This window comes from Flavobacterium branchiarum (assembly GCF_030409845.1).
Lineage (GTDB): Bacteria > Bacteroidota > Bacteroidia > Flavobacteriales > Flavobacteriaceae > Flavobacterium > Flavobacterium branchiarum.
On the sequence record NZ_JAUFQQ010000005.1, the window covers coordinates 1909228 to 1935266 of the forward strand.

General features: G+C 30.5%; 24 protein-coding genes. 9 read left to right on the forward strand and 15 right to left on the reverse strand.

Annotation, left to right across the window (positions count from 1 at the left end; genetic code table 11):
• Positions 1–27: 27 nt before the first annotated feature.
• Complete coding sequence (locus QWY99_RS20310; RefSeq protein ID WP_290267530.1) at positions 28–723, reverse strand: ABC transporter ATP-binding protein; 696 nt, start codon at positions 721–723, stop codon at positions 28–30.
• A gap of 72 nt (positions 724–795) precedes the next feature.
• Positions 796–2265 carry a DUF5687 family protein gene (locus QWY99_RS20315; RefSeq protein WP_290267531.1) on the reverse strand — a complete coding sequence of 490 codons (1470 nt, stop codon included), beginning with the start codon at positions 2263–2265 and terminating at the stop codon, positions 796–798.
• A gap of 126 nt (positions 2266–2391) precedes the next feature.
• On the opposite strand from QWY99_RS20315, the gene QWY99_RS20320 reads away from it, so the two are divergent.
• Entirely contained in the window at positions 2392–3444 is a 1053-nt protein-coding gene (locus QWY99_RS20320; RefSeq protein ID WP_290267532.1) for a ferredoxin--NADP reductase, read from the forward strand.
• A gap of 217 nt (positions 3445–3661) precedes the next feature.
• On the opposite strand, the gene QWY99_RS20325 is transcribed toward QWY99_RS20320, so the two are convergent.
• Positions 3662–4669, reverse strand: a complete 1008-nt coding sequence (locus tag QWY99_RS20325; RefSeq protein WP_290267533.1) for a glycosyltransferase family 9 protein — start codon at positions 4667–4669, stop codon at positions 3662–3664.
• 40 nt (positions 4670–4709) lie between these two features.
• Entirely contained in the window at positions 4710–5315 is a 606-nt protein-coding gene (locus QWY99_RS20330; protein WP_290267534.1) for a DUF4254 domain-containing protein, read from the reverse strand.
• Between the two features lie 113 nt (positions 5316–5428).
• On the opposite strand from QWY99_RS20330, the gene upp reads away from it, so the two are divergent.
• Positions 5429–6082 carry a uracil phosphoribosyltransferase gene (gene upp / locus QWY99_RS20335; RefSeq protein WP_290267535.1) on the forward strand — a complete coding sequence of 218 codons (654 nt, stop codon included), beginning with the start codon at positions 5429–5431 and terminating at the stop codon, positions 6080–6082.
• Here the strand turns inward: upp and QWY99_RS20340 are convergent.
• Positions 6077–7006, reverse strand: coding sequence for a DUF6427 family protein (locus QWY99_RS20340; RefSeq protein WP_290267536.1), 930 nt, complete (start codon positions 7004–7006; stop codon positions 6077–6079). The two genes, upp and QWY99_RS20340, sit on opposite strands and share 6 nt — an antisense overlap.
• Before the next feature lie 143 nt (positions 7007–7149).
• On the opposite strand from QWY99_RS20340, the gene QWY99_RS20345 reads away from it, so the two are divergent.
• Entirely contained in the window at positions 7150–7380 is a 231-nt protein-coding gene (locus tag QWY99_RS20345; protein ID WP_229989216.1) for a DUF6341 family protein, read from the forward strand.
• Here QWY99_RS20345 and purD read toward each other — a convergent pair.
• Positions 7372–8646: a phosphoribosylamine--glycine ligase gene (gene purD / locus QWY99_RS20350; protein ID WP_290267537.1), complete on the reverse strand. Its 1275-nt coding sequence runs from the start codon at positions 8644–8646 to the stop codon at positions 7372–7374. The genes QWY99_RS20345 and purD overlap by 9 nt on opposite strands.
• Before the next feature lie 132 nt (positions 8647–8778).
• Here purD and QWY99_RS20355 point away from each other — a divergent pair, with 132 nt between their 5' ends.
• Complete coding sequence (locus QWY99_RS20355; RefSeq protein ID WP_290267539.1) at positions 8779–10122, forward strand: phenylacetate--CoA ligase family protein; 1344 nt, start codon at positions 8779–8781, stop codon at positions 10120–10122.
• Between the two features lie 6 nt (positions 10123–10128).
• Entirely contained in the window at positions 10129–10656 is a 528-nt protein-coding gene (locus tag QWY99_RS20360) for an ORF6N domain-containing protein (RefSeq protein ID WP_290267540.1), read from the forward strand.
• Positions 10657–10694: 38 nt separating this feature from the next.
• Here QWY99_RS20360 and QWY99_RS20365 read toward each other — a convergent pair whose 3' ends face one another.
• From QWY99_RS20365 to QWY99_RS20390, 6 genes are all read right to left on the reverse strand, one after another.
• On the reverse strand, positions 10695–11459 hold the full coding sequence (locus QWY99_RS20365; RefSeq protein WP_290267541.1) for a glycosyltransferase family 2 protein: 765 nt from the start codon (positions 11457–11459) through the stop codon (positions 10695–10697).
• Positions 11459–12811: an exopolysaccharide biosynthesis polyprenyl glycosylphosphotransferase gene (locus QWY99_RS20370; protein WP_290267542.1), complete on the reverse strand. Its 1353-nt coding sequence runs from the start codon at positions 12809–12811 to the stop codon at positions 11459–11461. Before QWY99_RS20370 ends, QWY99_RS20365 begins: the two co-directional genes overlap by 1 nt.
• Complete coding sequence (locus QWY99_RS20375; RefSeq protein ID WP_290267543.1) at positions 12812–13795, reverse strand: UDP-glucuronic acid decarboxylase family protein; 984 nt, start codon at positions 13793–13795, stop codon at positions 12812–12814.
• Positions 13796–13930: 135 nt separating this feature from the next.
• Positions 13931–15607 (reverse strand): DUF6909 family protein, encoded by a 1677-nt coding sequence (locus QWY99_RS20380; RefSeq protein ID WP_290267544.1) that lies wholly within the window; start codon positions 15605–15607, stop codon positions 13931–13933.
• Between the two features lie 29 nt (positions 15608–15636).
• Positions 15637–17124, reverse strand: coding sequence for a GH3 auxin-responsive promoter family protein (locus tag QWY99_RS20385; RefSeq protein WP_290267545.1), 1488 nt, complete (start codon positions 17122–17124; stop codon positions 15637–15639).
• Positions 17125–17127: 3 nt separating this feature from the next.
• Entirely contained in the window at positions 17128–17646 is a 519-nt protein-coding gene (locus QWY99_RS20390) for a peptidase (protein WP_290267546.1), read from the reverse strand.
• 208 nt (positions 17647–17854) lie between these two features.
• On the opposite strand from QWY99_RS20390, the gene tatA reads away from it, so the two are divergent.
• Positions 17855–18040: a twin-arginine translocase TatA/TatE family subunit gene (gene tatA, locus QWY99_RS20395; protein WP_129540358.1), complete on the forward strand. Its 186-nt coding sequence runs from the start codon at positions 17855–17857 to the stop codon at positions 18038–18040.
• A 76-nt stretch (positions 18041–18116) separates the two neighbouring features.
• On the opposite strand, the gene QWY99_RS20400 is transcribed toward tatA, so the two are convergent.
• Positions 18117–20240: a Tex family protein gene (locus tag QWY99_RS20400; RefSeq protein ID WP_290267547.1), complete on the reverse strand. Its 2124-nt coding sequence runs from the start codon at positions 20238–20240 to the stop codon at positions 18117–18119.
• 115 nt (positions 20241–20355) lie between these two features.
• Between QWY99_RS20400 and QWY99_RS20405 the strand changes: the two genes are divergently transcribed.
• The gene (locus QWY99_RS20405; protein WP_290267548.1) at positions 20356–20664 is read left to right on the forward strand and encodes a DUF1294 domain-containing protein; all 309 of its coding nucleotides are present in this window, start codon (positions 20356–20358) and stop codon (positions 20662–20664) included.
• Between the two features lie 853 nt (positions 20665–21517).
• On the opposite strand, the gene rpiB is transcribed toward QWY99_RS20405, so the two are convergent.
• Positions 21518–21949: a ribose 5-phosphate isomerase B gene (rpiB, locus tag QWY99_RS20410; protein WP_290267549.1), complete on the reverse strand. Its 432-nt coding sequence runs from the start codon at positions 21947–21949 to the stop codon at positions 21518–21520.
• A 783-nt stretch (positions 21950–22732) separates the two neighbouring features.
• On the reverse strand, positions 22733–22966 hold the full coding sequence (locus QWY99_RS20415; protein WP_290267550.1) for a putative signal transducing protein: 234 nt from the start codon (positions 22964–22966) through the stop codon (positions 22733–22735).
• Positions 22967–23164: 198 nt separating this feature from the next.
• Between QWY99_RS20415 and rnr the strand changes: the two genes are divergently transcribed.
• Positions 23165–25345 carry a ribonuclease R gene (gene rnr / locus QWY99_RS20420; protein WP_290267551.1) on the forward strand — a complete coding sequence of 727 codons (2181 nt, stop codon included), beginning with the start codon at positions 23165–23167 and terminating at the stop codon, positions 25343–25345.
• A 25-nt stretch (positions 25346–25370) separates the two neighbouring features.
• Positions 25371–26039 (forward strand): head GIN domain-containing protein, encoded by a 669-nt coding sequence (locus QWY99_RS20425; RefSeq protein ID WP_290267552.1) that lies wholly within the window; start codon positions 25371–25373, stop codon positions 26037–26039.

A 26039-nucleotide genomic window follows, 5' to 3' on the forward strand; every position in this document is an offset into this window, starting at 1 on the left:
ATACGCTTCTTTTTGACATAATTATATTTAAACGGCAAAAAACGCCTCGAGTTCTTGAAGTGTTTCTCTTGAAGTTTGAATGTCTTTTACAATTTCACCTTTATTTAAGGCAACTATTCTATCGCAAACTTCAACTGTATGTTGTAAATCATGGCTGGAAACTAAAACGGTAACATTCGGATTATCAGCAAGTTCTTTGATTATTTTTTTTAATCTACTTACTGTTGTTGGATCTAAATTGGCAAAAGGCTCGTCTAAAACAACTACTTCAGGATCACCAATAAGTGTAGCTATAATTCCTACTTTTTTTTGATTTCCCTTTGACAAATCACGTAGGTATTTTTTATTATTTAGAATTTCGCCATTAAAAAATTCTGCATGTTTTGAAAGCAACGCATCAACATCGGCTTTATTTTGACCACGTAAATCTCCTACAAAATAAAAATATTCTTCAGGGGTTAAATAGCCTATCAAGAAATTCTCATCTAAGAAAGAACCGGTAAAAGATTTCCATGCCTCATCATTGTTTACTTGTATGCCATTATTAATTATATTTCCTGTAGATGGCTGAATCAAATCTAATAGTAAACTAAAAAAAGTAGTCTTTCCTGCTCCATTATTTCCTACCAATCCAAAACTTTGTCCTTTAGGTATTTCAAGAGATTCTATTTTTAAAACTGTAGTCTCTTTATATATTTTTGAAAGTTGATTTACTTGTATCATAATAATTTTAAATATTTGAATTTCGATTTAAGTTAAAAATCTACCGTTCGTTTTTTGATTATTGTTAGTTAGTTATCCTTTTTGTTTATAAGCACTTATGGTTTTATACTTTTCGATTTTGTATCTTTTTTCGATTAATAAAAAAACCTTGTCTTTAAATACAAAACCTATTATCCCTGCCAAAGCAACCAATGCTAACCCGATATTAGGATTTCCGAGAGAAAAACCAATCCAATACAATCCTAATGGTAATAGTAATTTAGGCAAGGTAAGTAGCATAGCATTAACATTAAACGCTTTTTTATCTCCAAAAGCACCGCTGGTAGAAGTTAAATCTATTGGAGTCTTGGTAAATGCGCCCCCTAGAAGGACTAGGTGAGAATTGACTCCGATGTTATAAATTGCTCCAACTACAATTGTAAGATACACTTGCCAACCAAAATAAAGATAAAATGAAGCTAGTATCGTCGAAACTATAGTTGCGATAACTATCAACCACCATTTGGATGTGATATATCCTTTATATGGAATATTTTGTGTCATCATAAATTGGTAATATGAACTATCCCAGCTTGGTACAAACTGTCCGAAAGTAAAAAGAAAACCACCTGAAACAAAAATACCTGCAAAAATGTGCATTACAGGACTGTTATAGGATTCAACCCCGCCTGAGAAAAATAATAAACCATAGAACAAGAAAAGAACGCTCATCATAATGGTCATCTTTGATCTTTTATTTCTCTTGATAAGTTTAATATCATTTTTAAGAAAAGTTCCTAATGTACCAAATTGATTTAACCACGTTAAATCTTCAGTTTTAGCAATATCATGTTTACTAGATAGTCCTGCATCAAGATATAAATTGCTCTTAAAATAATTGAAAGTCATATAGTATAGCCCTATCAAAAACAAAACTGGTACAAGAAAAAGTCCTTTAATTGTATATAATCCATCAAAAAATAAAGCACTATAATTTGTAATATCAAAAAAACCATAATATTGTAATCCTCCTAAAAGAGCAATTAAACCAAGGAATACAATAAATAATTTATCAATATTACTCAGTAAAATATTCAAGAAGTTATTGATATAAATTAATGCTATAATCGCTAAATGCCAAAAGAGTACGCCTAAAATATCATATCCCTCTACTAGTAATACTACTGTAAAAGGAAGGAAGAAGAAAGCATGGATAATATTAAAAAATGATAAGGCCGTTTTACCTAGTGAAAAATGAACTATCGTTTTCTTTTGGATTTTTAGTGTTAATAAGGGTCTTATGTTAAGTACTGGAATAGCTTGCATTATTAGTCTAATAGCCAAATCGAACAAAAAGTAATAAACTAAGAACTTATTAATACTTAGTAAAGGATCTAGATTCATTTTTTTAAGAATATAAAATGCTCCAGCTCCAGCTACTATAAAAACAAGTGAAAAATAAACTACCAGAAAGCCTATTAAAATTTTCAATGCTACATTAGTACCAAAAGAAGCCGACCTAGAAAAAGCTTTCCATTCGAGATAAATAAATTTTTTAATCATTTTTTGTTTGGTTTAGTCAGTCAATAAGTTTGTAAATGTAAGAAAACGTTACATACAAAATAAAATATTGCTTTTAAATACCAATCATTTAATAGCGGTTTGCTATTTTTGCAAAAAAATAATATCATGCCTTCATTCCTAAAACTAATAATAAAAGAAGTAAAACGTGAAACTGCTTCGGCTGTTTCAATACTTTTTAATGTTCCTGAAGAACTAAAGTCGAACTATACTTTTGTTGCAGGACAATATATCAATTTACGATTAACTCTAGATAATAAAGAACTTCGTCGTGCTTATTCTATTTGTTCTTCACCTGAAAGTGGTGAGTTACGTATTGCTGTAAAAGCAGTAAAAAATGGTGTCTTTTCACAATTTGCAACTACAAAACTAAAAGCTGGAGATGTTCTTGAAGTAGGTAAACCAGAAGGTAAATTTACATTTGAACCTGATCCTGAAAGACAAAAAAACTATGCAGCGTTTGTTGCTGGAAGCGGAATAACTCCTGTTCTTTCTATCTTAAAATCAGTTTTAAAAAGTGAACCAAAAAGCTCATTTGTATTGGTTTATGGAAACAAAACTCCTGAGGATACCATTTTTTATCAAGAATTACACGATCTACAATTACAATATGTTGGACGTTTATTTGTTCATTATGTTTTTAGTCAAGCTAAAGTAGAAAATGCTCTATTTGGTCGAATAGATAAATCGGCAGTAAATTATGTATTGAATAACAAACACAAAGAATTACAATTTGATAAATTCTATTTGTGTGGTCCTGAAGAAATGATTAATACCGTTTCAGATATTTTAAAAGAGAAAAATGTAAAAGAATCTGCTATAAAATTTGAGCTTTTTACTTCTTCTACTCAAGAAAATAAAATCGATACTTCATTAGAAGGACATTCTAAAATTACTGTTCTTGTTGATGATGAGGAAGTTTCTTTTGAAATGTCACAAAAACAAACTATTCTAGATGCAGCACTAAAACAAGGAATTGATGCTCCTTATTCTTGCCAAGGCGGAATCTGTAGCAGCTGTCTTGCGCGTGTAACTTCTGGTTCTGCTGAGATGAAAAAGAACTCAATTTTAACTGATAAAGAGATTGCAGACGGATTAATTCTTACTTGTCAAGCACATCCAACATCTGAGTCTATTTATGTAGATTACGATGATGTTTAGTCGCAGTATTCAGTTTTAAGTTAACAGTTATAAAAAAAGATTTTGCAAAGCAAAATCTTTTTTTATATAAGACAAACTGTAAACTGTAAACTGTAAACTGTAAACTGTAAACTGTAAACTGTAAACTGTAAACTGTAAACTGTAAACTGTAAACTGTAAACTGTAAACTGTAAACTGTAAACTGTAAACTGTAAACTGTAAACTGTAAACTGTAAACTTACAACTGCGCCTGAATCTTAGCTACTACTTCATCAGGTGAAATTGTTCGCATGGCATCTTCATAACCAGGAACTATTTTATTTCCGTATACAGAGGTTGGTAACAACGGGAATTTTGTTCTATCCGAAACTAATGCGTTTTCAAGCTTTTGATTAAAAGGTAAAAATCCTGCATACGGATGTGTTGCACCCCAAAGTGAAATCACATTAACTCCTAACATAGCAGCAATATGCGCATTTCCGGAGTCCATAGAAAGCATTACATCAAGATTACTAATCAACTTTAATTCTTGTTGAAACTTGATTTTTCCAGCTACATTTATCACATTAGAATAAGGTTTTGAAAAGGACTCTAAAATTTCAATTTCTTTCTTCCCACCACCGAAAAGTAAAATTGTATGCTCTTTATTTTCAGCCAATTTAGCAATTACTTCCTGCATTAAATCTAAAGGATAAACTTTAGAATCATACTGTGCAAAAGGGGCAATTCCGATAAGTTTTTGATAACTTTCTCCTACCAAGTTTGTAATTTCGGCACTTAAAGTTGCTTTTTTAGGAAACTCAGGATTCGATAAATCTAATGAAAATCCAAGCTCTTCAAACACTTTAGCATGTCGTTCAAACATGGTTGGTAATTGCTTAAAGATTTTATTTTCAGCACGCATTAATGCCTTTTTAGCATCTCTTGCTTTATCAACAAATGCTGTTTTTTTTCCGCTTAAAGCGAATAAATTACGAACAATTGTAGAGCGCAAAACATTATGCAAATCAGCAAAAGCATCAATATCAAGCTTTTTTAAATCTTTATATAAACGCACTAATCCCAAAAACCCTTTATGACGCTCTTTATCATCAAAAGCGAAAAAAGTTAAGTTAGGGATTCCATCAAAAAAAGGTTTAAAAAACGGACGTGAAATCACCGTTAAATGAACCTCTGGATACTGTTTTACAAAAGCGCGTAAAACAGGAACCGTCATGGCGACATCTCCCATTGCGGAAAGTCTCATGACGGCTATATGCTTGATTGTATTGGACAATACTGCCAAATTATTTTTTATTTTGGTATAAAACAGGATTCAAATCATCGTCGTTGTACATTTTCATTTGCTTGTACACTTTCATGAATTTATCTCCATTTTCAATATCTGTTAATAAGTCATCAATTGCAGTCGACAAATCACTTCTTTGCTCCAAAAGTACGTTTAATTTTTCCTGACATTTATCTCTATGTTCTTGTGAAGCTTCTGCACGAGTCGCCTCTTCGTTCATATGATAAATTTTTAAAGCCAAGATAGATAGTCTGTCAAATGCCCATGCTGGACTTTCAGAATTGATTTTAGCCCCATCTTTTACTTTAACATGGCTGTATTTTTGTAAAAAGTAACTATCGATATATTCTACCATATCAGTACGCTCTTGATTAGAAGCATCAATTCTTCTTTTAAGAGTAAGTGCCGCTACAGGATCAATATTTGGATCACGAATAATATCTTCAAAATGCCATTGTACGGTATCTATCCAGTTTTTTAAATATAATAAATGTTCAAATTTATCTTTAGGATATGGATTGTTTATTGGCTGATCAACATTATCGTATTTATGATAATCTTTGATGCTTTGTTCGAATACAGAATATGCTAATTTTGAAAACATGTCTTTAAATTTTATAGATACAAAGATACTTTTTATACTTTTATAAAAAAATATCCAATCATAAATCTATTTCTCACAAATTTAGATTTAAAAATAAATTAAAAAACACCAACATGCAGATTCATTATTTATCCGAAAACAACAGTGTATTAAACCATTTTTTAGGTCAGATACGAAATATAAAAGTTCAAAACGATAGTATGCGTTTTCGAAGAAATATTGAGCGTATCGGTGAGATTATGGCGTACGAGATAAGTAAAGATCTCTCTTATAAAAATGTTGAAATTGAAACTCCTCTAGGCACGAAAAGCACTACTGAAATTGATGATAAACTTATTTTATGCTCCATTTTACGTGCTGGATTGCCCTTACATATAGGTTTCTTAAATTACTTTGATGAAGCCGAAAATGGCTTTGTTTCTGCAAGCAGACATCACCCAAACAACGATGATGAATTTGTAATTTTAGTTGAATATCAAGCGTTATCTAGTATCAATAACAAAACTGTTTTATTAATCGATCCAATGCTTGCAACTGGACAATCTATTGTTGCTGTATATGAGAAATTAATACAAAATGGTGCTCCAAAAGAAATGCATCTTGCTGTTGTGATTGCTGCTCCAGAAGGTGTTGCTTATCTAGAAAAACATCTTCCTGACTCCTGTCATTTATGGATTGCTGCTTTGGATAGTAACTTAAACGAGAAAAATTACATTGTTCCTGGATTAGGAGATGCTGGTGATTTAGCCTACGGAAATAAGTTATAATTGTGAGAAAAAAGTAAAAAGACTACACAAAATTAAGACTCCAAAAACAATTTCATTACTGAGTTTGTTTTGTGAAAACTCTATATGACTTGACCCCATAATAGCCAAAGGGGCAACTGTAAACAATAATAAATCATTGCTTTTGTTAGGAGATATTAAAAACACAAGAACTCCAATAAAGAAATAAGCTACGATTTTTTTATACGAAGAATGTAGTAATAATGGTCTATTTGATAAAGTCATTAACAATGAAACAACAAAGAATAATGCAACTGCAACGTATATAGATAAAGCTCCATTTTGATAACTATTAGTGAAGTAGTTAATCCTAAAATCAACTATTACACGGTTCTGAAAAAATGCAATTATATCGATATTAAATAATACAGCCACTAATGAAAAAAGTGTTGCAATGGTAAAGAGTGCTATAAATGGTAAAATCCAGTTTCTATAATCTCCTGCAACGTGAAAAATAATTGATATAAATACCAATACCATAAATAAAATACTCCAAAATTGGAACAACGAAGCTAATAAAATCCATAATGAAGCATCAAATATTTTTTCTTTTGATGCTTTCAGGGATTGTAATGATAACAGTCTACGGAGCGCCAATAAAACAAAGAAATTAGCTAGTAAAATGTTTGGATTATTAAATGCAGAAGGAAAAAACAGGCTTAACAATAAATAAAAAAATATCGTGTAACCATTGTCTTTACTAAGTCCGTTCTTCTTAACAACAAAACTTGTTATCAACATCGATCCTAAAACAACTATCAATAAACTTATTTTTTCAGAAATTGAAATAGCCGATTTGGTCCAAGAAATATCTTGAAATTGAAAGATGAAAAAGAAAACCAGCATCAAAATTACAACCAAAGAATAATTTAATGGTGTAGATTTTTTAAAAACACTTGTTATCATAAGGATATTTTATACTTTTGTGACTGTAAATATAATACTTGTTTAAAAAGGAAACCAACAACTTGAAATAAAGATTCTGAATATCGGGATTTATAACTTCAATGTGTTACAAAACAATAAATAACAAAATAATTTTATAAATTATGACAACTTTTTTTGAAGGAATACAGTACTTATTCGTAAACATTTTATTTGCTCCACTTGATTTTTTACGTTCATTAGAACTTGTATCATGGTTTGGCGCTAATACAATTAACTGGATTTTCATGATCATTTGTGCTGCTGCAATGGTATATTGGATCAAACAATTACGCATTTTTGATGCTCAAGGAACAGAAAATCAAGATACAACGGCTCACTCTTTCTTAAAGTAAGTCAAAGCCGATATCTTTTCTAAAATACATCTTATCAAAATTTAGCTTGTCTATGTTTTGATAAGATTTTTTTATGGCCTCTTGAAAATTATCTCCATACGAAGTTACAGCAAGAACTCTACCTCCATTACTTAAGACAGCACCATTATCTAATTTTGTTCCTGCATGGAAAACAATAGAGTCAGAAATATTCTCTAATCCTGAAATTACTTTTCCTTTTTCAAAATCTTCTGGATATCCACCTGAAACAACCATAATTGTTGTAGCACTTCTTGGATCAACCTCTAAAGAAATTGTATCTAGTTTTTCATTGGCAACAGCCAAAAACAATTCTACTAAGTCTGTTTTTAATCTTGGAACTACAACTTCAGTTTCTGGATCTCCCATTCTTACATTGTATTCTATTACAATCGGTTCATTATTTACATTTATTAAACCAATAAATACAAAACCTTTGTACTCAATTCCGTCTTTTTGAAAACCTTCTATAGTTGGTTTTACAATGCGTGTTTCGATTTTTTCCATTAAAACAGCATCAACATAAGGAACTGGAGAAACTGCTCCCATACCACCTGTATTTAAGCCTGTGTCGCCTTCTCCAATACGTTTGTAATCTTTAGCAGTTGGAAGTATTTTATAACTTTTGCCATCTGTTAATACAAAACAGCTTAATTCGATTCCGTCTAAGAATTCTTCGATAACAACTTTTGAACTTGCTGCACCAAATTTTTCATGAACCAACATGTTTCTTAGTTCAGTTTTAGCTTCTTCTAAATCTTGAATAATCAAAACTCCTTTTCCTGCTGCCAAACCATCTGCTTTTAAAACAAATGGAGGTTGTAATGTTTCTAAAAACGCACATCCTTTTTCTACTGTTTCTGCAGTAAAACTATCGTAAGCAGCTGTTGGGATATTATGTTTCATCAAAAATTCTTTAGCAAACTCTTTACTTCCTTCAAGTTGAGCGCCTATTTTTGATGGTCCGATAACCGGAATATCCTTTAAACTTTCGTCATTTTTAAAATAATCGTAAATCCCTTTTACCAATGGATCTTCGGGTCCAACGACAACCATACCTATATTTTCCTGAAGAACTAAAGCTTTTATTGCTTCAAAATCAGTTGGACTAATATTTATATTGTGAGCAATAGCAGCTGTTCCAGCATTTCCTGGTGCTACAAAAAGTTTGTCGCATAGCGGACTTTGAATCATTTTCCATGCAAATGCATGCTCTCTTCCTCCTGAACCCAATAGTAAAATTGTCATTGTATAGTTGTATTAGTTGTGGTGCAAAAATAATTGCTTTTAACCTTAAAACAGAATTAATTTTTAAAAAGTTGTTGGTTCTTCATTTTTAGTTGTTAGTAAGTATTATTTTTGATTAAATATATGCTCCAAATGCTTCGACTTTTTGATCTTAGTCTTTTCATAAACGGCTTTCCTATTCAGGAAGCTAAAGCTGAATTGCATAAAATAATTCAATTTTCTGAAGAAGATCATGCTCAATTTATTAAGTATAAAAAAGAAGAAATCGTTGCTTTTCATTTGCATAATAATCCTTTTTATGCCGAATTAGTTGGTTCAATAAATGCCAATAACTGGGATGATTTACCGATTTTAAATAAACAAAATTTACAAATACCTCTTTCAGCGCGACTTTCAAAAGGATACAATACTAAAAACATTTATTGCAACAAAACATCGGGATCAAGCGGAACTCCTTTTGTTTTTGCAAAAGATAAATATTGTCACGCTTTAACTTGGGCTTCAAACAGTATGCGTTTTGGTTGGTACGGAATCGATTTTAATACTTCATATCAAGCTCGTTTTTATGGTATTCCGATGGATTTTATTGGAAATAAAAAAGAACGGTTTAAAGACTTTTTAAGTAACCGCTTACGTTTTCCTGTATTTAATTTGTCTGATGCTGTTTTAGAAAAGTTTTTACAGAAATTCAGAACCAAAAAATTCGATTACCTCAATGGTTATACAACTTCAATTGTTGTATTTGCTAAGTTTTTAGAAAAAAGAGATATCGTTTTAAAAGTTATCTGTCCCTCATTAAAAGCTTGTTTTGTCACTTCCGAAATGCTTTTTGAGTCTGATAAAAAGTGCTTAGAAAAACAATTGGGTATTCCAATTATTAATGAATACGGAGCATCTGAACTTGATTTAATAGCTTTCGAAAACCCAAAAGGCGAATGGCAAATTAATTCAGAAACTCTTTTTGTAGAAATTTTAAATGAAGATAATCAGCCTGTGCCTAATGGAACTGAAGGTAGAATTGTAATTACATCGCTATTCAACAAAGCACATCCGTTTATTCGATACGACGTTGGTGATATTGGAGTTCTCGATAAAAAAAGCACTTTACAAAAACCAATTCTTAAAAAGCTTATTGGAAGAACAAATGATGTCGCAATTTTACCAAGTGGTAAAAAATCGCCTGGTTTAACGTTTTATTACATAACTAAAAGTATAATTGAAGACGATGGAAATGTAAAAGAATTTGTCATCAAACAGACCTTATTAGATACTTTTGAAATTGAATATGTAAGTGAAAAAGAACTAGATAGTAAACAAATACAAAATATTGAAAAAGCAATTTCTTTATATTTAGAGCCTAACTTAAACTTTCTATTCATTAGAAAAAATAATCTGGAACGAACCAATCGTGGAAAATTAAAACAGTTCAAATCATTTTATATTATAAGTAAAATCTTATATTTGTTTTTTAATTAAAAACTTATGTCAGATCAATCCATACTCTCAGAAGAAACTATTTCAAACAAAATATACTTGATTCGCAATCAAAAAATAATGCTAGATCGTGATTTGGCGCTACTTTATGGTATCGAAACTAAGGCTTTAAAACAAGCAGTAAAAAGGAATATCTCAAGATTTCCAGATGACTTCATGTTTGAACTTACCAAAATAGAGTTTGAGAATTGGAGGTCACAATTTGTGACCTCCAATTCTGATAAGATGGGTTTACGCCATAGCCCAATGGCATTTACAGAACATGGTGTTCTTATGCTGTCAAGCGTCCTCAAAAGTGATAAAGCAATTCAGACAAACATTCAAATCATGCGTATTTTCACCAAAGTGCGACAAATGCTTTTGGATACTACAGAAATTAAGATAGATATACTTCAAATACAAAAAAAGTTAGAAAATCATGATAAAAATATCGAATTGGTTTTTTCCTATTTGGATGAATTAACTGAGAAAAAAGAAACTGATACGGAAAGAATAAAAATTGGGTACAAAAAATAAACTCTTAATGATTTAAATTCTGAATTGTAACTAAAAGATTATTTGGATTTTATATAACGAGGTTTAACAGCCAATTGTGTAAATAAAAATCGAGTCATCAATAAAATAGAAAACACAAGATTATAACCATGAAATTCTCTGTAAACACAGAAGTTGTGCCTAATTAATTTAAATTTTGACGATGACATAGAATCTTTTCTAATTCTATAGAAGGCTAAAGATTCAGGAATAGGTTTTGTTGTTTTGACTTGCTTTAAAATCGTAAGCCACAGTCGCCAATCTTGTCTTTTTTGAGTGGCTTCAATTTTAATTTTTCCAAAAAAATCTGTATCGTAGATTGCAGTTAAATTACCCACATAATTACAATAAAATAGTTGATTGTAGTTTAAATTTAATGGTGCTTCTACCCTTCTATTAAGGTTATTTCCTTCTTCGTCTATACAATCATAAAAACTAAAGGTAAAGGGTAATTGATGTGTTTTAAGAAATCCTATTTGCTTTTCTAATTTTAAAGAACTCCATAAATCATCAGCGTCAAGAAATGCTATGTATCTTCCACTTGCATTATGCAAAGCCACATTTCTAGCAAAACCATTGCCTGAATTTTTATCTAATTGATTAATTTTTATACGATTATCGTTTTCAGAAAACTGTGTAATAATAGCAAATGTATTATCAGTCGAAGCATCATCAACCAAAATAATTTCCCAATTCCGATAAGTCTGATTCTGCACAGACTCAATTGCTTCACCAATGAATTTTTCACAATTATAGGTCGGAATTATAATAGAAACTAAATCCATTAATATGCTTTTTCGTCGCCTTTTAGCGTATTACTGATTGTATCAAAAATGATTTTTATATCTAGTAAAATAGACCAGTTTTCCATATAAAAAATATCATATTTAACTCGGTTAATAATATCTTTATCGGATTCTACTTCACCACGAAAACCACTCGTTTGTGCTAATCCTGTAATACCAGGTTTAACAAAATGCCGTACCATAAATTTGTTAATTTTAAGCGCATAAACCTCTGTTACGCTTAACATATGAGGTCTAGGTCCAACAACCGACATATTCCCCATTAAAACGTTGAAAAACTGAGGTAATTCATCAATACTGGTCTTACGGATAAACTTACCAATTTTAGTGATTCTTTCATCGTTTTTGGAAGCCAAATTTAAATGTGCTTCATCATTTAGTCTCATGGAGCGAAACTTATAACAATAGAACACTTTATTATTCAATCCGTTTCTCTTTTGTTTGAAAAAAATAGGCCCTTTTGTTTCCGATTTTATCAAAATCCCTATGATTGGTGTTAGCCATGAAAGTATTCCAACTATGACCATCGTAGAGAAAATTATATCAAAAACACGTTTGACAACTTTATTAAAATTTTCATCTAAACGAATATTTCTTAACTTAAGAACTGGAATATAATCATAATATTCGAACATAAAATTTCTAAAAAACACTTGTTTATCGTCAGGAATAAATTTTATAGTCTTCAAATTATTATCAGCAAAATGAATAAGATCACTCATTTGCTGTTGTGATAAATCAACCATAGAGCAATACATTTCGTCAATTTTATTTAGTAAAACAAAATCTAGCATTTGATCGATTTGACATTCTTTATCACTGTCGATATCAAATACATGTATCAGCTTATAACCATAATCTAAATTATCAGTAAAAAAATTATATAGTGGAGCAACACTCTCACTATTCCCTAATAAAACTACTCTTCTAGAGTTGCCTCCATATAGTACTCTAAATCTTTTTAAGAAAAAATAAATAGAAAATTTAATCGTTAATATCACCAAAAATGATAAACTATTAAATATAATTATTGCCGGTAAACTTATCCTTTTTGAATAGAAAAAAACCAATGCAAAAACGACTAAACTAAATAATATATATTGCTTAAGCGCACAGTTTAAAATAGCTATTACTTTGGTATATCGATATACCTCATAAAAGCCTAAATATGCAGCAATATACACCCAAGAAAAACTCAGTATTATAGGAAATAGTATATTGTTAACAGGAAAATCAATTATATAAACCGCAAATACATTGATGATAATTAAATCTATCAAATAGGAGAAAGGCCGAATATATCCTGAATATCTTCCTGTTTTTGTTCGCATCTACCTTATATAATTAGAAAAATCTTTATGTTCTTCTTTCGAGAGCTCCTCTTTAGAAAGAGACTTAAAATAATCGTACGTTATTTTCATTCCTTCTGCACGATTAACTTTTGCTTCCCAGCCAAGCAATTCTTTTGCTTTTGTAGTGTCTGGTTGGCGCTGTAATGGATCATTAATCGGTAATGGATGATAAACTACTTTTTGATTTGTTCCTGTAAGTTTTATAATTTCTTCAGCAAAATCTTTAATAGTAATTTCATCTGGATTACCAATATTAACAGGATAAACATAATCTGAATGCAACAATCTGAAGATTCCTTCTACTTGGTCATCAACGTAACAAAATGAGCGGGTTTGCATTCCATCTCCAAAAATAGTTAAATCCTCTCCTCGAAGTGCCTGACCTATAAAAGCAGGAATTACACGACCATCATTCAATCGCATTCTCGGACCATATGTATTAAAAATACGTACTATTCTAGTTTCTACACCGTGAAAAGTATGATATGCCATTGTTATAGATTCTTGAAAACGTTTTGCTTCATCATAAACTCCACGTGGTCCAATAGTATTTACATTTCCATAATATTCTTCTGTTTGTGGGTGTACCAAAGGATCGCCATAAACTTCAGATGTTGAAGCTATTAGAATTCTTGCTTGTTTTACGCGTGCTAAACCTAATAAATTATGAGTCCCCAATGATCCAACTTTTAATGTTTGAATCGGAATTTTTAAATAATCAATTGGACTTGCTGGTGAAGCAAAATGCAAAATATAATCTAATTCTCCTGGAACATGCACAAACTTGGTGATATCATGATGATAAAACTCAAAATTCTCTAGTTTAAATAAATGTTCTAAATTTTTTAGATCTCCTGTAATCAGATTATCCATTCCTATAACATAGTAACCTTCCTTTATAAAACGGTCACAAAGATGTGATCCTAAAAATCCTGCGGCTCCTGTAATAAGTATTCTTTTCATTGTGCTTTTTCTATGTGATAAATGTAAAAAATTATATAAATCACATTGTTTAAAAATTATAATCTGTTTTTTTTTTTGTGTGCTCTCATTAATCATAAACTTGAATTATGATTAATGAGAGTGTTTTTTGTGTTTTTATTTTACATTAAAAATCTGTTCTAGAATTTTAATTGTAATCAAATAAGTTGGCTTTACCCCTGTTGTTCCTAATCCACCTGAAGCTAATGTACTTCCTGTTTCTAAAGGGTTATCTGAGGCGTAATAAGCGTATCTTACTTTTATATCATGCGGTACACTTTTTCTAATTTTTGAAGCCGATTGAATTGCTTTTTGGTAATAAGAGCCTTCCATTTCAAGCCCAATAACTCCCCAAGTAGATTCATGGAAGAATTTTAATAGATCACGGTTCTGTAATGAAGTTCCTAATACGGTAACCATTGCTCCTTCAAAAACTGCAATATCATTACCTTCAAACATTGCTCCTGTTAATTCATTTTCGAAATAGTAATTATCAGCAGTTCCTTCATTTATATGAGCTGTTGGAATCATGATATCTCCTTTACCTCCTTCAAGAATTCCCGCTTTACCCATAATCGAAACCGATTTTACGTTAAGCAGTGTTTCTTTTTTGAATGGTTTTAGTAACTCATCGATGGTTTCATAAGCTTGCTCACCAAACGCATAATCCATAACAATAATTACGGGTTTCTTTGCGTCTAAATCAGCCTTAGGAAATGCCGTTTTAGCCCAATCAATCTTAGCTGTATCAAAAATTTGAACATCAATGTTGGTACCTGAAGCATCTGGTAACGATATCATTCCGTTTTTCAATGCAAGTGCTTCAACGTCTTTACGTATTGTTGCTCCTGATTTACTTAACTCTTCATAAATAAAGAAATCAGATTTGTCTTTGAACTTAGTTTTCAACAAAGGTGTTGCAAAGATAGAATTCATCACACTGTGCATATTAGCACTTATTACGTGAATAGGGCGATCTAAAAGCGAATTTGCCTTTAAAACCTCCTTGATATTCGTTGCCCAAATTTCTCCATGAATATGATGTCCTAAACGCTCTCGTAAAATAGGACTAAATGTAATTGTACGTTTATTATTTTCAACAACTTCTTCAATTGCTAGTTTACCTAACCAATAAATAACATGTAAAAATCTGTCTGGTTCGGCATCTGAACCGAAAGCATCATAAATATTAAGAACTTCTTCAAATGTTCTTCCTAAGATGTTTGCAACATGTGAAATTGCCTTTTCTTTCTCTATAAGTGGTAATTTTTTTGTTTGCATTACTGCTAACTCCAATTTTAACCAATCACGCGAAACTTCGCCTCCATCATCTAATAAAACTCTGTTTCTAATTTTGTGAGATTCGATGAAAATAAAAGTCAAGTGAGTCAAAATATCATAGATATCTGAACGTCCTCGTGTAATTTCAACATTCATTTGTTCCTCATCTATTCTGTAACAATTTCTTCTTCTTTTTGGAGGAACAATTGCTTGAAAATGTGATTTAGAATAGCCTTCGTCTGAAGTAAGATTTATATAACGGCATTCTTCAATTCCTATCGGAAGTCTTTCTATAACATATAAAAGTCCGTTAAGTTCTACTTTCTCATCGGCAATATTACCGTAAATCTCTGGTCGTAAAGCTAATAAAGCTTCACGTAATGTATCGCCCGAAATTCCCATTGGTTTATAAAAACCTCTGTTAAACAAGTGGCGCATTGTAATGTACATTTTTTCAATAGCTGCTGATGATTCTTGTGCTCTTGATCTCGAAATGTTTTTTGATTCTTTCATTCTAATTATATTTTTTAAACTTTTACGTTTTATTGTTTTTTTAATGCGTCTGCAATATCTCTGTTATTAGACAGTCGCGGAATTTTATTTTGTCCACCTAATTTTCCTTGTGATTTCATATAATCCTGAAAACCATTTTTGGCAACTTTAGTAATTACTACCTTTTGTAAAATATTTCCAGTAATTAAATCATCGTAATAAATGTTTTGCTTTCGCATTGCATTATCTATAGCTTCTGCGAAAGTTACTATATTTTCTGGTTCATTTTCAAATTCTATAAGCCATTCATGATAAGGTAATCCTTCTGTTGGATTAATTTGTGGCGCTACGGTAAACTCATTAATTCGAACGTCGGTATTTTCCATAGCTGCTTTCATAGCATTTTCGACCTCATTACCAATAACATGCTCTCCAAATGCCGAAATATAATGTTTAATCCTACCTGAAACAATCACACGATGCGGATATAATGAAGTAAACTTTACCGTATCTCCAATGTTATAACCCCAAAGTCCAGCGTTAGTAGAAATAATCAAAACATAATTCACACCTAATTCTACTTCACCAATTGTTAATCGTTGTGGATTGTCATTAAAAAACTCCTCTGTTTTTATAAACTCATAAAAAATTCCAGAATTCAATAACAAAAGCATTCCTTTCTCTTTTTGAGAGTCTTGATAAGCAAAGAAACCTTCCGAAGCAGGAAACAGCTCAATGCTATCCACTTTTCTGCCTATTAAATTCTCAAACTTAGCTCGATAAGGTTCATAATTAACTCCACCGTAAATAAAAAGATTGAAGTTTTTGAATAAATCACCCACCTTCTTTCCACTTCTTTCTTCTAATCTTTCAAAATACATTTGTACCCAAGACGGAATCCCAGAAATAATAGTCATGTTCTTGTCTATCGTTTCATCTACAATAGCATTAATTTTAGTTTCCCAATCCTCAATACAATTGGTTTCCCAAGATGGCATGCGGTTCTTTTGAAGATATTTAGGTACAAAATGAGCAGCAATTCCAGACAATCTTCCAAGTTTAATTCCGTTTTTTTCGACCAATTCAGGACTTCCTTGCAAGAAAATCATTTTACCATCTACAAAATCTGTTTTTCCAGTCTCGTGTATATAATGTAAAATTGCATTTCTAGAAGCTTCAATATGATACGGCATTGATTCTTTGGTAAGCGGAATATATTTTGCTCCAGACGTTGTTCCTGATGTTTTAGCAAAATAAAGCGGTTTTCCTTTCCAAAGGATGTCGCTCTCGCCTAATTGTACTTTAGCTATATAAGATTTTAAATCTTCATAATCTCTTACAGGTACTTGCTTTTTAAAATCTTCAAACGTTTTTATTCTATCAAAATGATGGTCTTTTCCAAACTCAGTATGTTTTGCAGCTTTTATTAAATTCTTAAAAACTTTCTGTTGAGTTTCAACAGGTTTTTTGGCCCAAGACTGCGTTTTATTATAAATTTTGCTTGCAAATATTTTTGCAGCGACTGATTTTATTGACATTATCTACTTTTGTTTTTTATCACTTTTATTCTTTTTTATAGAATTAGTGTTTACTTTTTTATCTTCTTTAGCCACTTCTTCGCGTAATTGTAATTCTTCTTTAGAAGGTGCTAAATTTATTTCTTCTCCTTTTTCATCAACACTAGCCATAATAGAATCTTTATTAAATTTAGCATATTCTAATTGACCTGTTAGCACTTTTTGAATGGATTTAATATAAGCTTCATTTTTCTTTAATGCTACCGTTAATGAATCAGATTTTAAAGCCAATTCTGTTGCATTTTTTTTCAATTCAGTCGATGAATATCCCGGAATAAACTCGCGTAATGGTGTAAAAGCAATTATAAATGTGGTAATTAATATCAAAAAAATAGCACCTAATGTTGCAACTACAAAAACATTCATAAGATTTAACTTTAAAGAAAAAATCTCTTCAAAGGTATTCTCATTCAAAATAACTAACCTGTTTTTGACAAATAATCTGTTTCTGAATTTAATTCGTTTTAATCTTTTTTCGGTCATTGTGGTACTTTAATTGACAAATATAATAATTTATAGTATTGATAAAACGGTCAAAACAGAATACGACAGCCTTAAAAATAGCATTTTATATAATATTTAACGTGGCTAGAAAAAAATATTTTATAATAAAACTAATTCTTATTAACTAATTCTGTATACCTTTGCCTTTATTATATACAAATTTGCTCCGGCAATTAATTATTCAATCATGGGAAGATTAGGTGTTACAGAAATCCTTGTTATATTAGCAGTTGTTTTATTACTTTTTGGAGGTAAAAAAATTCCAGAATTAATGAAAGGTTTAGGTAGTGGAATTAAAGAATTCAAAAACGCTGCTAAAGACAATGATCAGCCTGCTGATAAGAAAGAAAAAGAAGAAGATAAACCAGCTTAATTTATTTAATAAATTATATAGGTTGTATAAATTCCAAATCCCAATAAAATATTATTGGGATTTGGAATTTCTTGTTTTATAATATCATCGTTAACTGAATACGCTTTCTGTCCTCATCAACTTCAGTTACTTTTACATCAACATGTTGGTGCAATTTTACCACTTCGTTTACATCGCTTACAAAACCAGCTTTAAGTTGCGAAATGTGAACCAAACCGCTTTCTTTTACACCAATGTCAACAAAACAACCAAAGTTGGTGATGTTATTAACAATACCTGGTAATATCATTCCGGTTTTGACATCTTTTATGCTTTTTACATTCGGATCAAATTCAAAAACCTTAGCTGATTTTCTTGGATCTAGACCTGGTTTTTCTAACTCTTTAATGATATCTTTCAATGTTAATAACCCAATTTCTGGCGTAATATAATTCTCTGGTTTTATTAAAGCAGTGTGTTCTTTATTGGCAATAAGATCATTAACCGTTAGTTTTAAATCTTTAGCCATCTTTTCAACAATTCCATAAGCTTCTGGATGCACAGCCGAATTATCCAACGGATTTTTAGCATTCGTAATTCTAATAAAAGCTGCTCCTTGCTGATATGCTTTTTCGCCTAAACGAGGCACTTTTTTTAACTGTTTACGATCTTCAAATGGTCCATTCTCAGAACGATATTGAACGATATTTTCAGCAAGCTTCTCTCCTATTCCACTCACATAACTTAGTAAATGTTTACTGGCCGTATTAATATTAATACCTACCGAGTTTACGCAACGAATTACTGTATTATCCAACTCTTCTTTTAATTTTGACTGATCTACATCATGTTGATATTGTCCAACTCCAATTGCTTTTGGATCAATTTTTACCAATTCGGCCAACGGATCAGAAAGTCGTCTTCCTATAGAAACTGAACCTCTTACAGTAACATCATAACTTGGGAATTCTTCGCGAGCAATTTTGGATGCCGAATATACCGACGCTCCAGCCTCAGAAACAATAAAAACCTGAACTGGTTTGTCAAACGCGATTTTTTTAATGAAAAATTCCGTTTCTCTAGATGCAGTTCCGTTTCCAATCGAAATAGCATCAATTTTATAAGAGTTTACCATCGAGCGGATTTTTTTCATTGCCATAGCATCTTCATGTTGTGGCGCATGTGGATAAATCGTTTCATTGTACAATAAATCACCTTTCTCATCTAGACAAACTACTTTACAACCACTTCTAAATCCTGGGTCAATTGCTAGAATACGCTTTTCTCCCAATGGCGGTGCCAATAACAACTGTCCTAGGTTGTTTGCAAAAACCTGAATAGAATTGGCATCAGCTTTGGCTTTAGCTTCCTGAAGCGTTTCGTTTCCAATAGCAGGATTCAACAACCGTTTATAACTATCTTCAATTGCTAATTGTATATGTGGCGTCGTATTATTTTGTCCTTTGATTACCAGTTCATCAATAACATCATACGCTTCATCAATATCGACTTCCACTTTCATTTTTACAAATCCTTCATTTTCAGCACGAAGCATAGCTAATAACCGGTGCGAAGGTGCTTTCGTCAATGGCTCTGACCAATCAAAATATTGATTGAATTTTTGCGCATTTTCATCGTCTTTTTTTGTTTTTACAACCTTAGTTGCAATAGTCGATTTGCGTTGGTATAACCTACGTAATTGCTTACGAACATAGATATTTTCATTAATCCATTCTGCAATGATATCACGAGCTCCTTGTAATGCAGCCTCTTCATTAATAACATTGTCATTAATATATCGTGTCGAAATGAAATCAACATCATCATTACCTTGCGACATTATAATTTTTGCCAAAGGCTCTAAACCATTCTCACGTGCTACATCGGCTTTGGTTTTCTTTTTCTTTTTAAAAGGAAGATAAAAATCCTCTATCTCTTGTAAATCAAAACTTTGTTCGATTTTTTGTTTTAATTCTGGTGAAAGTAGTTTTTGTTCTTCTATCGATTTTAGAACAGCTTCTTTACGTTTTATAATAACTTCATATTCCTTTTGAAGTTTTGCAATTTGCTCAATTACAACTTCATCAAGATTTCCTGTTGTATCTTTTCGGTATCTTGAAATAAACGGAATTGTACAATCTTCATCTAATAATTTAACTGTGTTCTGAATGTTAATCGGTGCTGTTTGAACAGACTTGGTAATAAATTGAATATTAGTCATATTTTTATGAAATAATTTCTTAATAATAAATTAGTGTAATTTACGTATTAAAATTTAATAGAAAACTAATTAATAATTTTGCTAAAATAATATCTTTGTTTTTAATTTTAAGCTAATGAAAGTTTTATTACCCTATTTTTTTGTTGTAAATACAATTGCTTTTTTAGTAGCCGGATACGATAAATATTTAGCTGTTAAACATAAACGCAGAATTCCAGAAAACACATTGTTTACATTGACAGCCCTTGGAGGTGGTATAGGAATGTTAGTTGCCATGCTCTTGTTTAAACATAAAACAAGTAAACCTTCTTTTATGATAAAATTCTCAGCTATTATATTCCTTCAGATTATAATAGCTGTCCTTGTATTTATGTACAATTATGATACTGAAAAAGCGATTTGGTTTATGGTAAGTTCTAAATAAATAAAAGTATAATTTCATTGTTAATAACTCTACAAATACTTGTTTATCAGATAATTAAAATCAACATTTATTAATATGGTTTTAATATTTTTGTGAGATTCACATTTACGATGCTACATTTAAGAGACAAAAAAGCTAAGTTATCTTTTGCGATAGGATATACTGGTATTGAAAGCTAATGATTGAATTATACTTATCTCCAAAAAGTATTCTTTTGAGCATATATTCTATTAAATAAATAAAAGTATAATTTCATTGTTAATAACTCTATAAATAGTTGTTTATCAGATAATTAAAATCAACATTTATTAATATGGTTTTAATATTTTTGTGAGATTCACATTTACGATGCTAAATTTAAGAGACAAAAAAGCTAAGTTATCTTTTGCGATAGGATATACTGGTATTGAAAGCTAATGATTGAATTATAGTTACCTTCAATAAAGTATATTTTAGCATATATTCTATTAAATAATAATAGTATGATTTCATTGTTAACAACTCTACAAATACTTATTTATCAGTTAATTAAAATCAAAATTTATTAATATTCTTTTGGTATTTATGCGAGATTCAAAATTACGATGTTCTATTTAATACTCAAAAAGCTAAGTAAACTTTTGCGATAGAATATACTGGTATTGAAATCTAATGATAGAATTATACTTATCTCAAAGAAAGTACTCTTTTGAGTAAATAATCTATTAATAAATAACACCGTATTTTCATTGTTAACAACTATGTAAACACTTATTTATCAAGTAATTATTTTAAAAATTAAGCCAGATGAATTATAAAAATCCGTCTGGCTTATAAATTATATAAGGTGCGAAGCACCCCGTTTTTTAAAATATTATTGACAAGCAATCTTATTTACTCTATTTTGGTGTCTACCACCTTCAAATTCGGTACTTAAAAATGCTTCAACCATCTCTACAGCTTGTGGAATCGATGTAAAACGTGCTGGAATACTAATAATGTTAGCATCATTATGTAAACGAGTTAAAACAGCAATTTCTTTAGTCCAACATAATCCAGCTCTCACTTTCGGATGTTTATTAACAGTCATTGCGATACCGTTACCGCTTCCACAGATTACAATTCCAAAATCTGCCTTACCTTCAGTAATATCAGTAGCAACTGGATGACCAAAATCGGGATAATCTACAGAATCCTCAGAATCAGTACCGTAATTGGTTACTTCATATCCTTTTGCTTTAAGCATAGTAACAATTGCCTTTTTATATTCAGGTCCAGCGTGGTCATTTCCTATTGAAATTTTCATTTTTAAGTTATATTAAGTTGTGTAGTGCAAATTTAACCAAAGAATTTTAGATATACTTTACTAACATTTGTTTATTTGTACTACAGTAAAGTGTTATTCTAATTTTGTTTTTAAAGCATCAAAAGCTAACTGAAATGTAACTCCCATTTTAACAGAACATTACAGAGTTATTAACGTTTTATAGATAACTTAAACAGTTGGTAATCAGTTATAATAATTTAATGATATTGTTAATTTTTTAAATTGTTAATAGCGAAACGCAATTGCTTGATATTCAGTTAACTTTAATTTAACAACTTTTGTTAATAAGTATAGAAAGAAAATTAGAAGTTTTTTTTGGTTGTATCAATAAAAAACCTAATCCAAAACTGGAACTTAATAACCTAATAAAGTTTGGAGAATTTTTAGAAAAGTTATCAATACCAAAAAGTACATTTTCAACAAAAATCAATATATGAAGTTATCTACAAAATGAATTCATTTTAGGTTGTTAACCAATGTTAATTAAAATACAAAAAGTCTTAGTAACTAATCCTTTAACAAAATATAACTATGTTGATAACTCCATATAACTAAGACAAACTTCATTTCAATACATTTAAAAATATATTTATATGACATATTAACACACTATAATAACAACCAAAAATTAATTAAATTTAAATTTTTTCTTTTGTATTATATAATATATGTTGACAACTATTAAAATTGAAAAAGAAAAAAATGAATTGGAAGATTGAATTGGAAGATTGAATTGGAAGATTGAATTGGATTGAAAAAAAATTAAACGATTGAAAGTGGACTATTGAGATTGTCAAGAATTTCTTGAACTCTTTCGAAATCCTCTGGATGAACGTTAAGTTTGATTCCGCCCAAAGCAGCTGAATAAAAAGGAACAACCGAGAGGGTCATTTCGTTTTCTAGATAATAGGGAATTTCTTCTTGTTCCAATAAATGTTTTAGAACAACTGTTTCATGCAGATAATTGAAAATAGCAATTGTTTTAAAGCTTTGCATAGAGGTCTTTTTGTAAAGATACGAAATGAGCATTACTAAAGATTTATCGTTAGCATTTATTTGAATAGGTTAATTGAAAATAACCATTGAAAATCAGTACCTTTTTTACTTTTTAAAGTTATATTTTTAATAAAGTGGAGCCTAAAAAGTAATATTTGGTATCTTCTTTGTAATTTTAAACCTTATAAGAAAAGATATATGAGTAAGAAAATTAGAAAACCGATAAAAAATGAGAAAGATTTCTCAAGTAAGATTATAAAAATTTTATCGCAACATGCTAATAAACCATTTAATTACAAACAAATAGGAGCGAAGTTAGAATTAGACGATACTAAAAGTCGCAATCAAATTATAAAAGATTTAAAGATTCTTGCTTCTCAAAATAAGATTGTTGAATCAGAACCAGGTAAATATTTAATCAAAGCAGTTAGTCAGGATTATTACGAAGGTACGATAGATATGACAAGTCGTAAAACGGCTTATTTTATTTGTCCAGACTTTGCAGAGGATGTATTTATTCCGACCAATAATTTAAATCGTGCCCTTGATAAAGATAAAGTTAAGGTTTACGTTTATAACAGAAGAAAAGGGAAACGTCCTGAAGGAGAAGTAATTGAAGTGATAGAAAGAAATAAAACTGACTTTGTTGGAGTTATTGACATTCAGAATAATTTTGCTTTTGTTTCTACAGCAAATCCTAAAATGTATACTGATATTTTTATTCCAAAGGATAAAGTAGGAGAAGCACAAAATGGTGATGTTGTTTTAGTTACGATAGAAGATTGGCCTAAAAGAGCAGATAGTCCTTTTGGTTCAGTAGTAAAAGTTTTAGGAAAACCAGGAGAACATGATACTGAAATTCATGCTATTTTGGCTGAATATGGTTTACCATCAGATTTCCCAGTAGAAGTAGAGGTATATGCTCAAAAGATAGATACTTCGATTCAAGAAAGTGAAATTGCTAAGCGTCGTGATATGCGAGATACGCTTACGTTTACAATAGATCCAAAAGATGCTAAAGATTTTGATGATGCCCTGTCTTTCAAAAAATTAGAAAATGGAAACTACGAAATTGGAATTCACATTGCCGATGTTTCTTATTATCTTCAAGAAGGAACAATTTTAGATGATGAAGCATATCAACGAGCAACATCGGTATACTTGGTCGATAGAGTGGTTCCAATGCTTCCAGAAGTGTTATCTAACTTTGCATGTTCATTACGACCTAATGAAGAAAAATATACGTTCTCGGCTGTTTTTGAAGTAGCAGAAAATGCACAAGTTATTAACCAATGGTTTGGTAGAACAGTAATATATTCAGATCAACGATTTGCTTACGAAGAAGCGCAGTACATAATTGAAACAAAAGACAATACAATTCCTGCTGCAACTTCAATTACTGGAAGTTCTTATGTTGTTTCTGATGAAATAACTAATGCAACTTTAAAACTAGATGAATTAGCTAAGATTTTAAGAAAGAAAAGAATGGCAAATGGAGCTATTTCTTTTGATAAAGTAGAAGTTAAATTTGATTTAAATGCTGAAGGTGAACCAGAAGGTGTGTATTTCAAAGTTTCTAAAGATGCCAATCATTTAATTGAAGAATTTATGCTTTTGGCAAATAGAAAAGTTGCTGAATACATTGGTAAACAAAAGAAAACGTTTGTTTATAGAATACATGATGAGCCAAATGAAGATAAATTAATTGCAATGCAATCTGTAATTGCTAAGTTTGGTTATAAGATAGATTTCCGAAATAAAGGAGATATATCTAAATCATTAAACGCTTTAATGGAAGAAGTTAATGGTAAAAAAGAACAAAACTTAATTGATACTCTTGCAATTAGAAGTATGAGTAAAGCCAAATATTCGACTGATAACATTGGACATTATGGTTTAGCTTTTGATTATTATAGCCATTTTACTTCACCAATTCGTCGTTATCCTGATGTTATGGTGCACCGATTATTGCAATATTATCTAGACGGAGGAAAATCTGTAGATGAAGAAACATACGAAACAAAGTGTTTGCATTGTTCGAATATGGAAGGTTTAGCTACTAATGCAGAACGTGATAGTATTAAATACATGCAAGTTAAATACATGCAGGATCATAAAGATGAAGAATTCTTGGGAGTTATTTCAGGAGTAACTGAATGGGGAATTTATGTTGAAATTGTGTCTAATAAATGTGAAGGAATGGTAAGAATCAGAGAGATAAAAGATGATTATTACACTTTTGATGAAAAACAATATGCATTAGTTGGTGCAACTTCAGATAAGATATTACAATTAGGCGATGAGATTTACGTTAAAGTAAAAAATGCCGATTTAGTTAAAAAGCAATTGGATTTTCATTTTTTAAGAAGAGCAGAATAAGTAGAAAAATTTAAAAAAGAAAAACATGAAAAAGTTATTAATAGGAGTTGCAATTTTATTTGTACAAGCTTCATTTGGTCAAGTAACAAAGAATTTAGGAGATTTTGATAAAGTTAAAGTATTCGATAAATTGAGTATTACACTAATTCATTCTTCAGAAAATAAGATAGTTATAAAAGGAAGTAGAGAAAGTGAAGTAGAAGTTGTTAATAAAAACGGCGAATTAAAACTAAGAATGCCTTTTCCAAAACTATTATCTGGAGATGATATTTCGATACAGTTATATTACAAACACATTGAAAATATTGATGTTAGCGAAGGAAGTATTGTTTCAAGTAAAGACAAAATTAAGCAAACATCAATTGATTTAAATTCTAAAGAAGGAGGAGAGATTAATGTAATTTTGGATGTGGATAACGCAAAAGTTAGAGCAGTTTCTGGTGGAACAATAAAAGTATCTGGTGAAGCAAAAACTCAAATTGCAAGTTTAGGGTCAGGCGGAATTCTTAAAGCTAAGGATTTGCAGACCTCACAAACTACAATAAGCGTTTCTGCGGGAGGAAATGCTGAAATCTATGCTACTACCTTAGTTGATGCAAAAGTAAGCGCTGGAGGCTATATTTACATCTATGGTAAACCGAAACAAATTAATCAAAAAACTGTTTTAGGCGGTAGGATTGAAGAAAAAGAATAA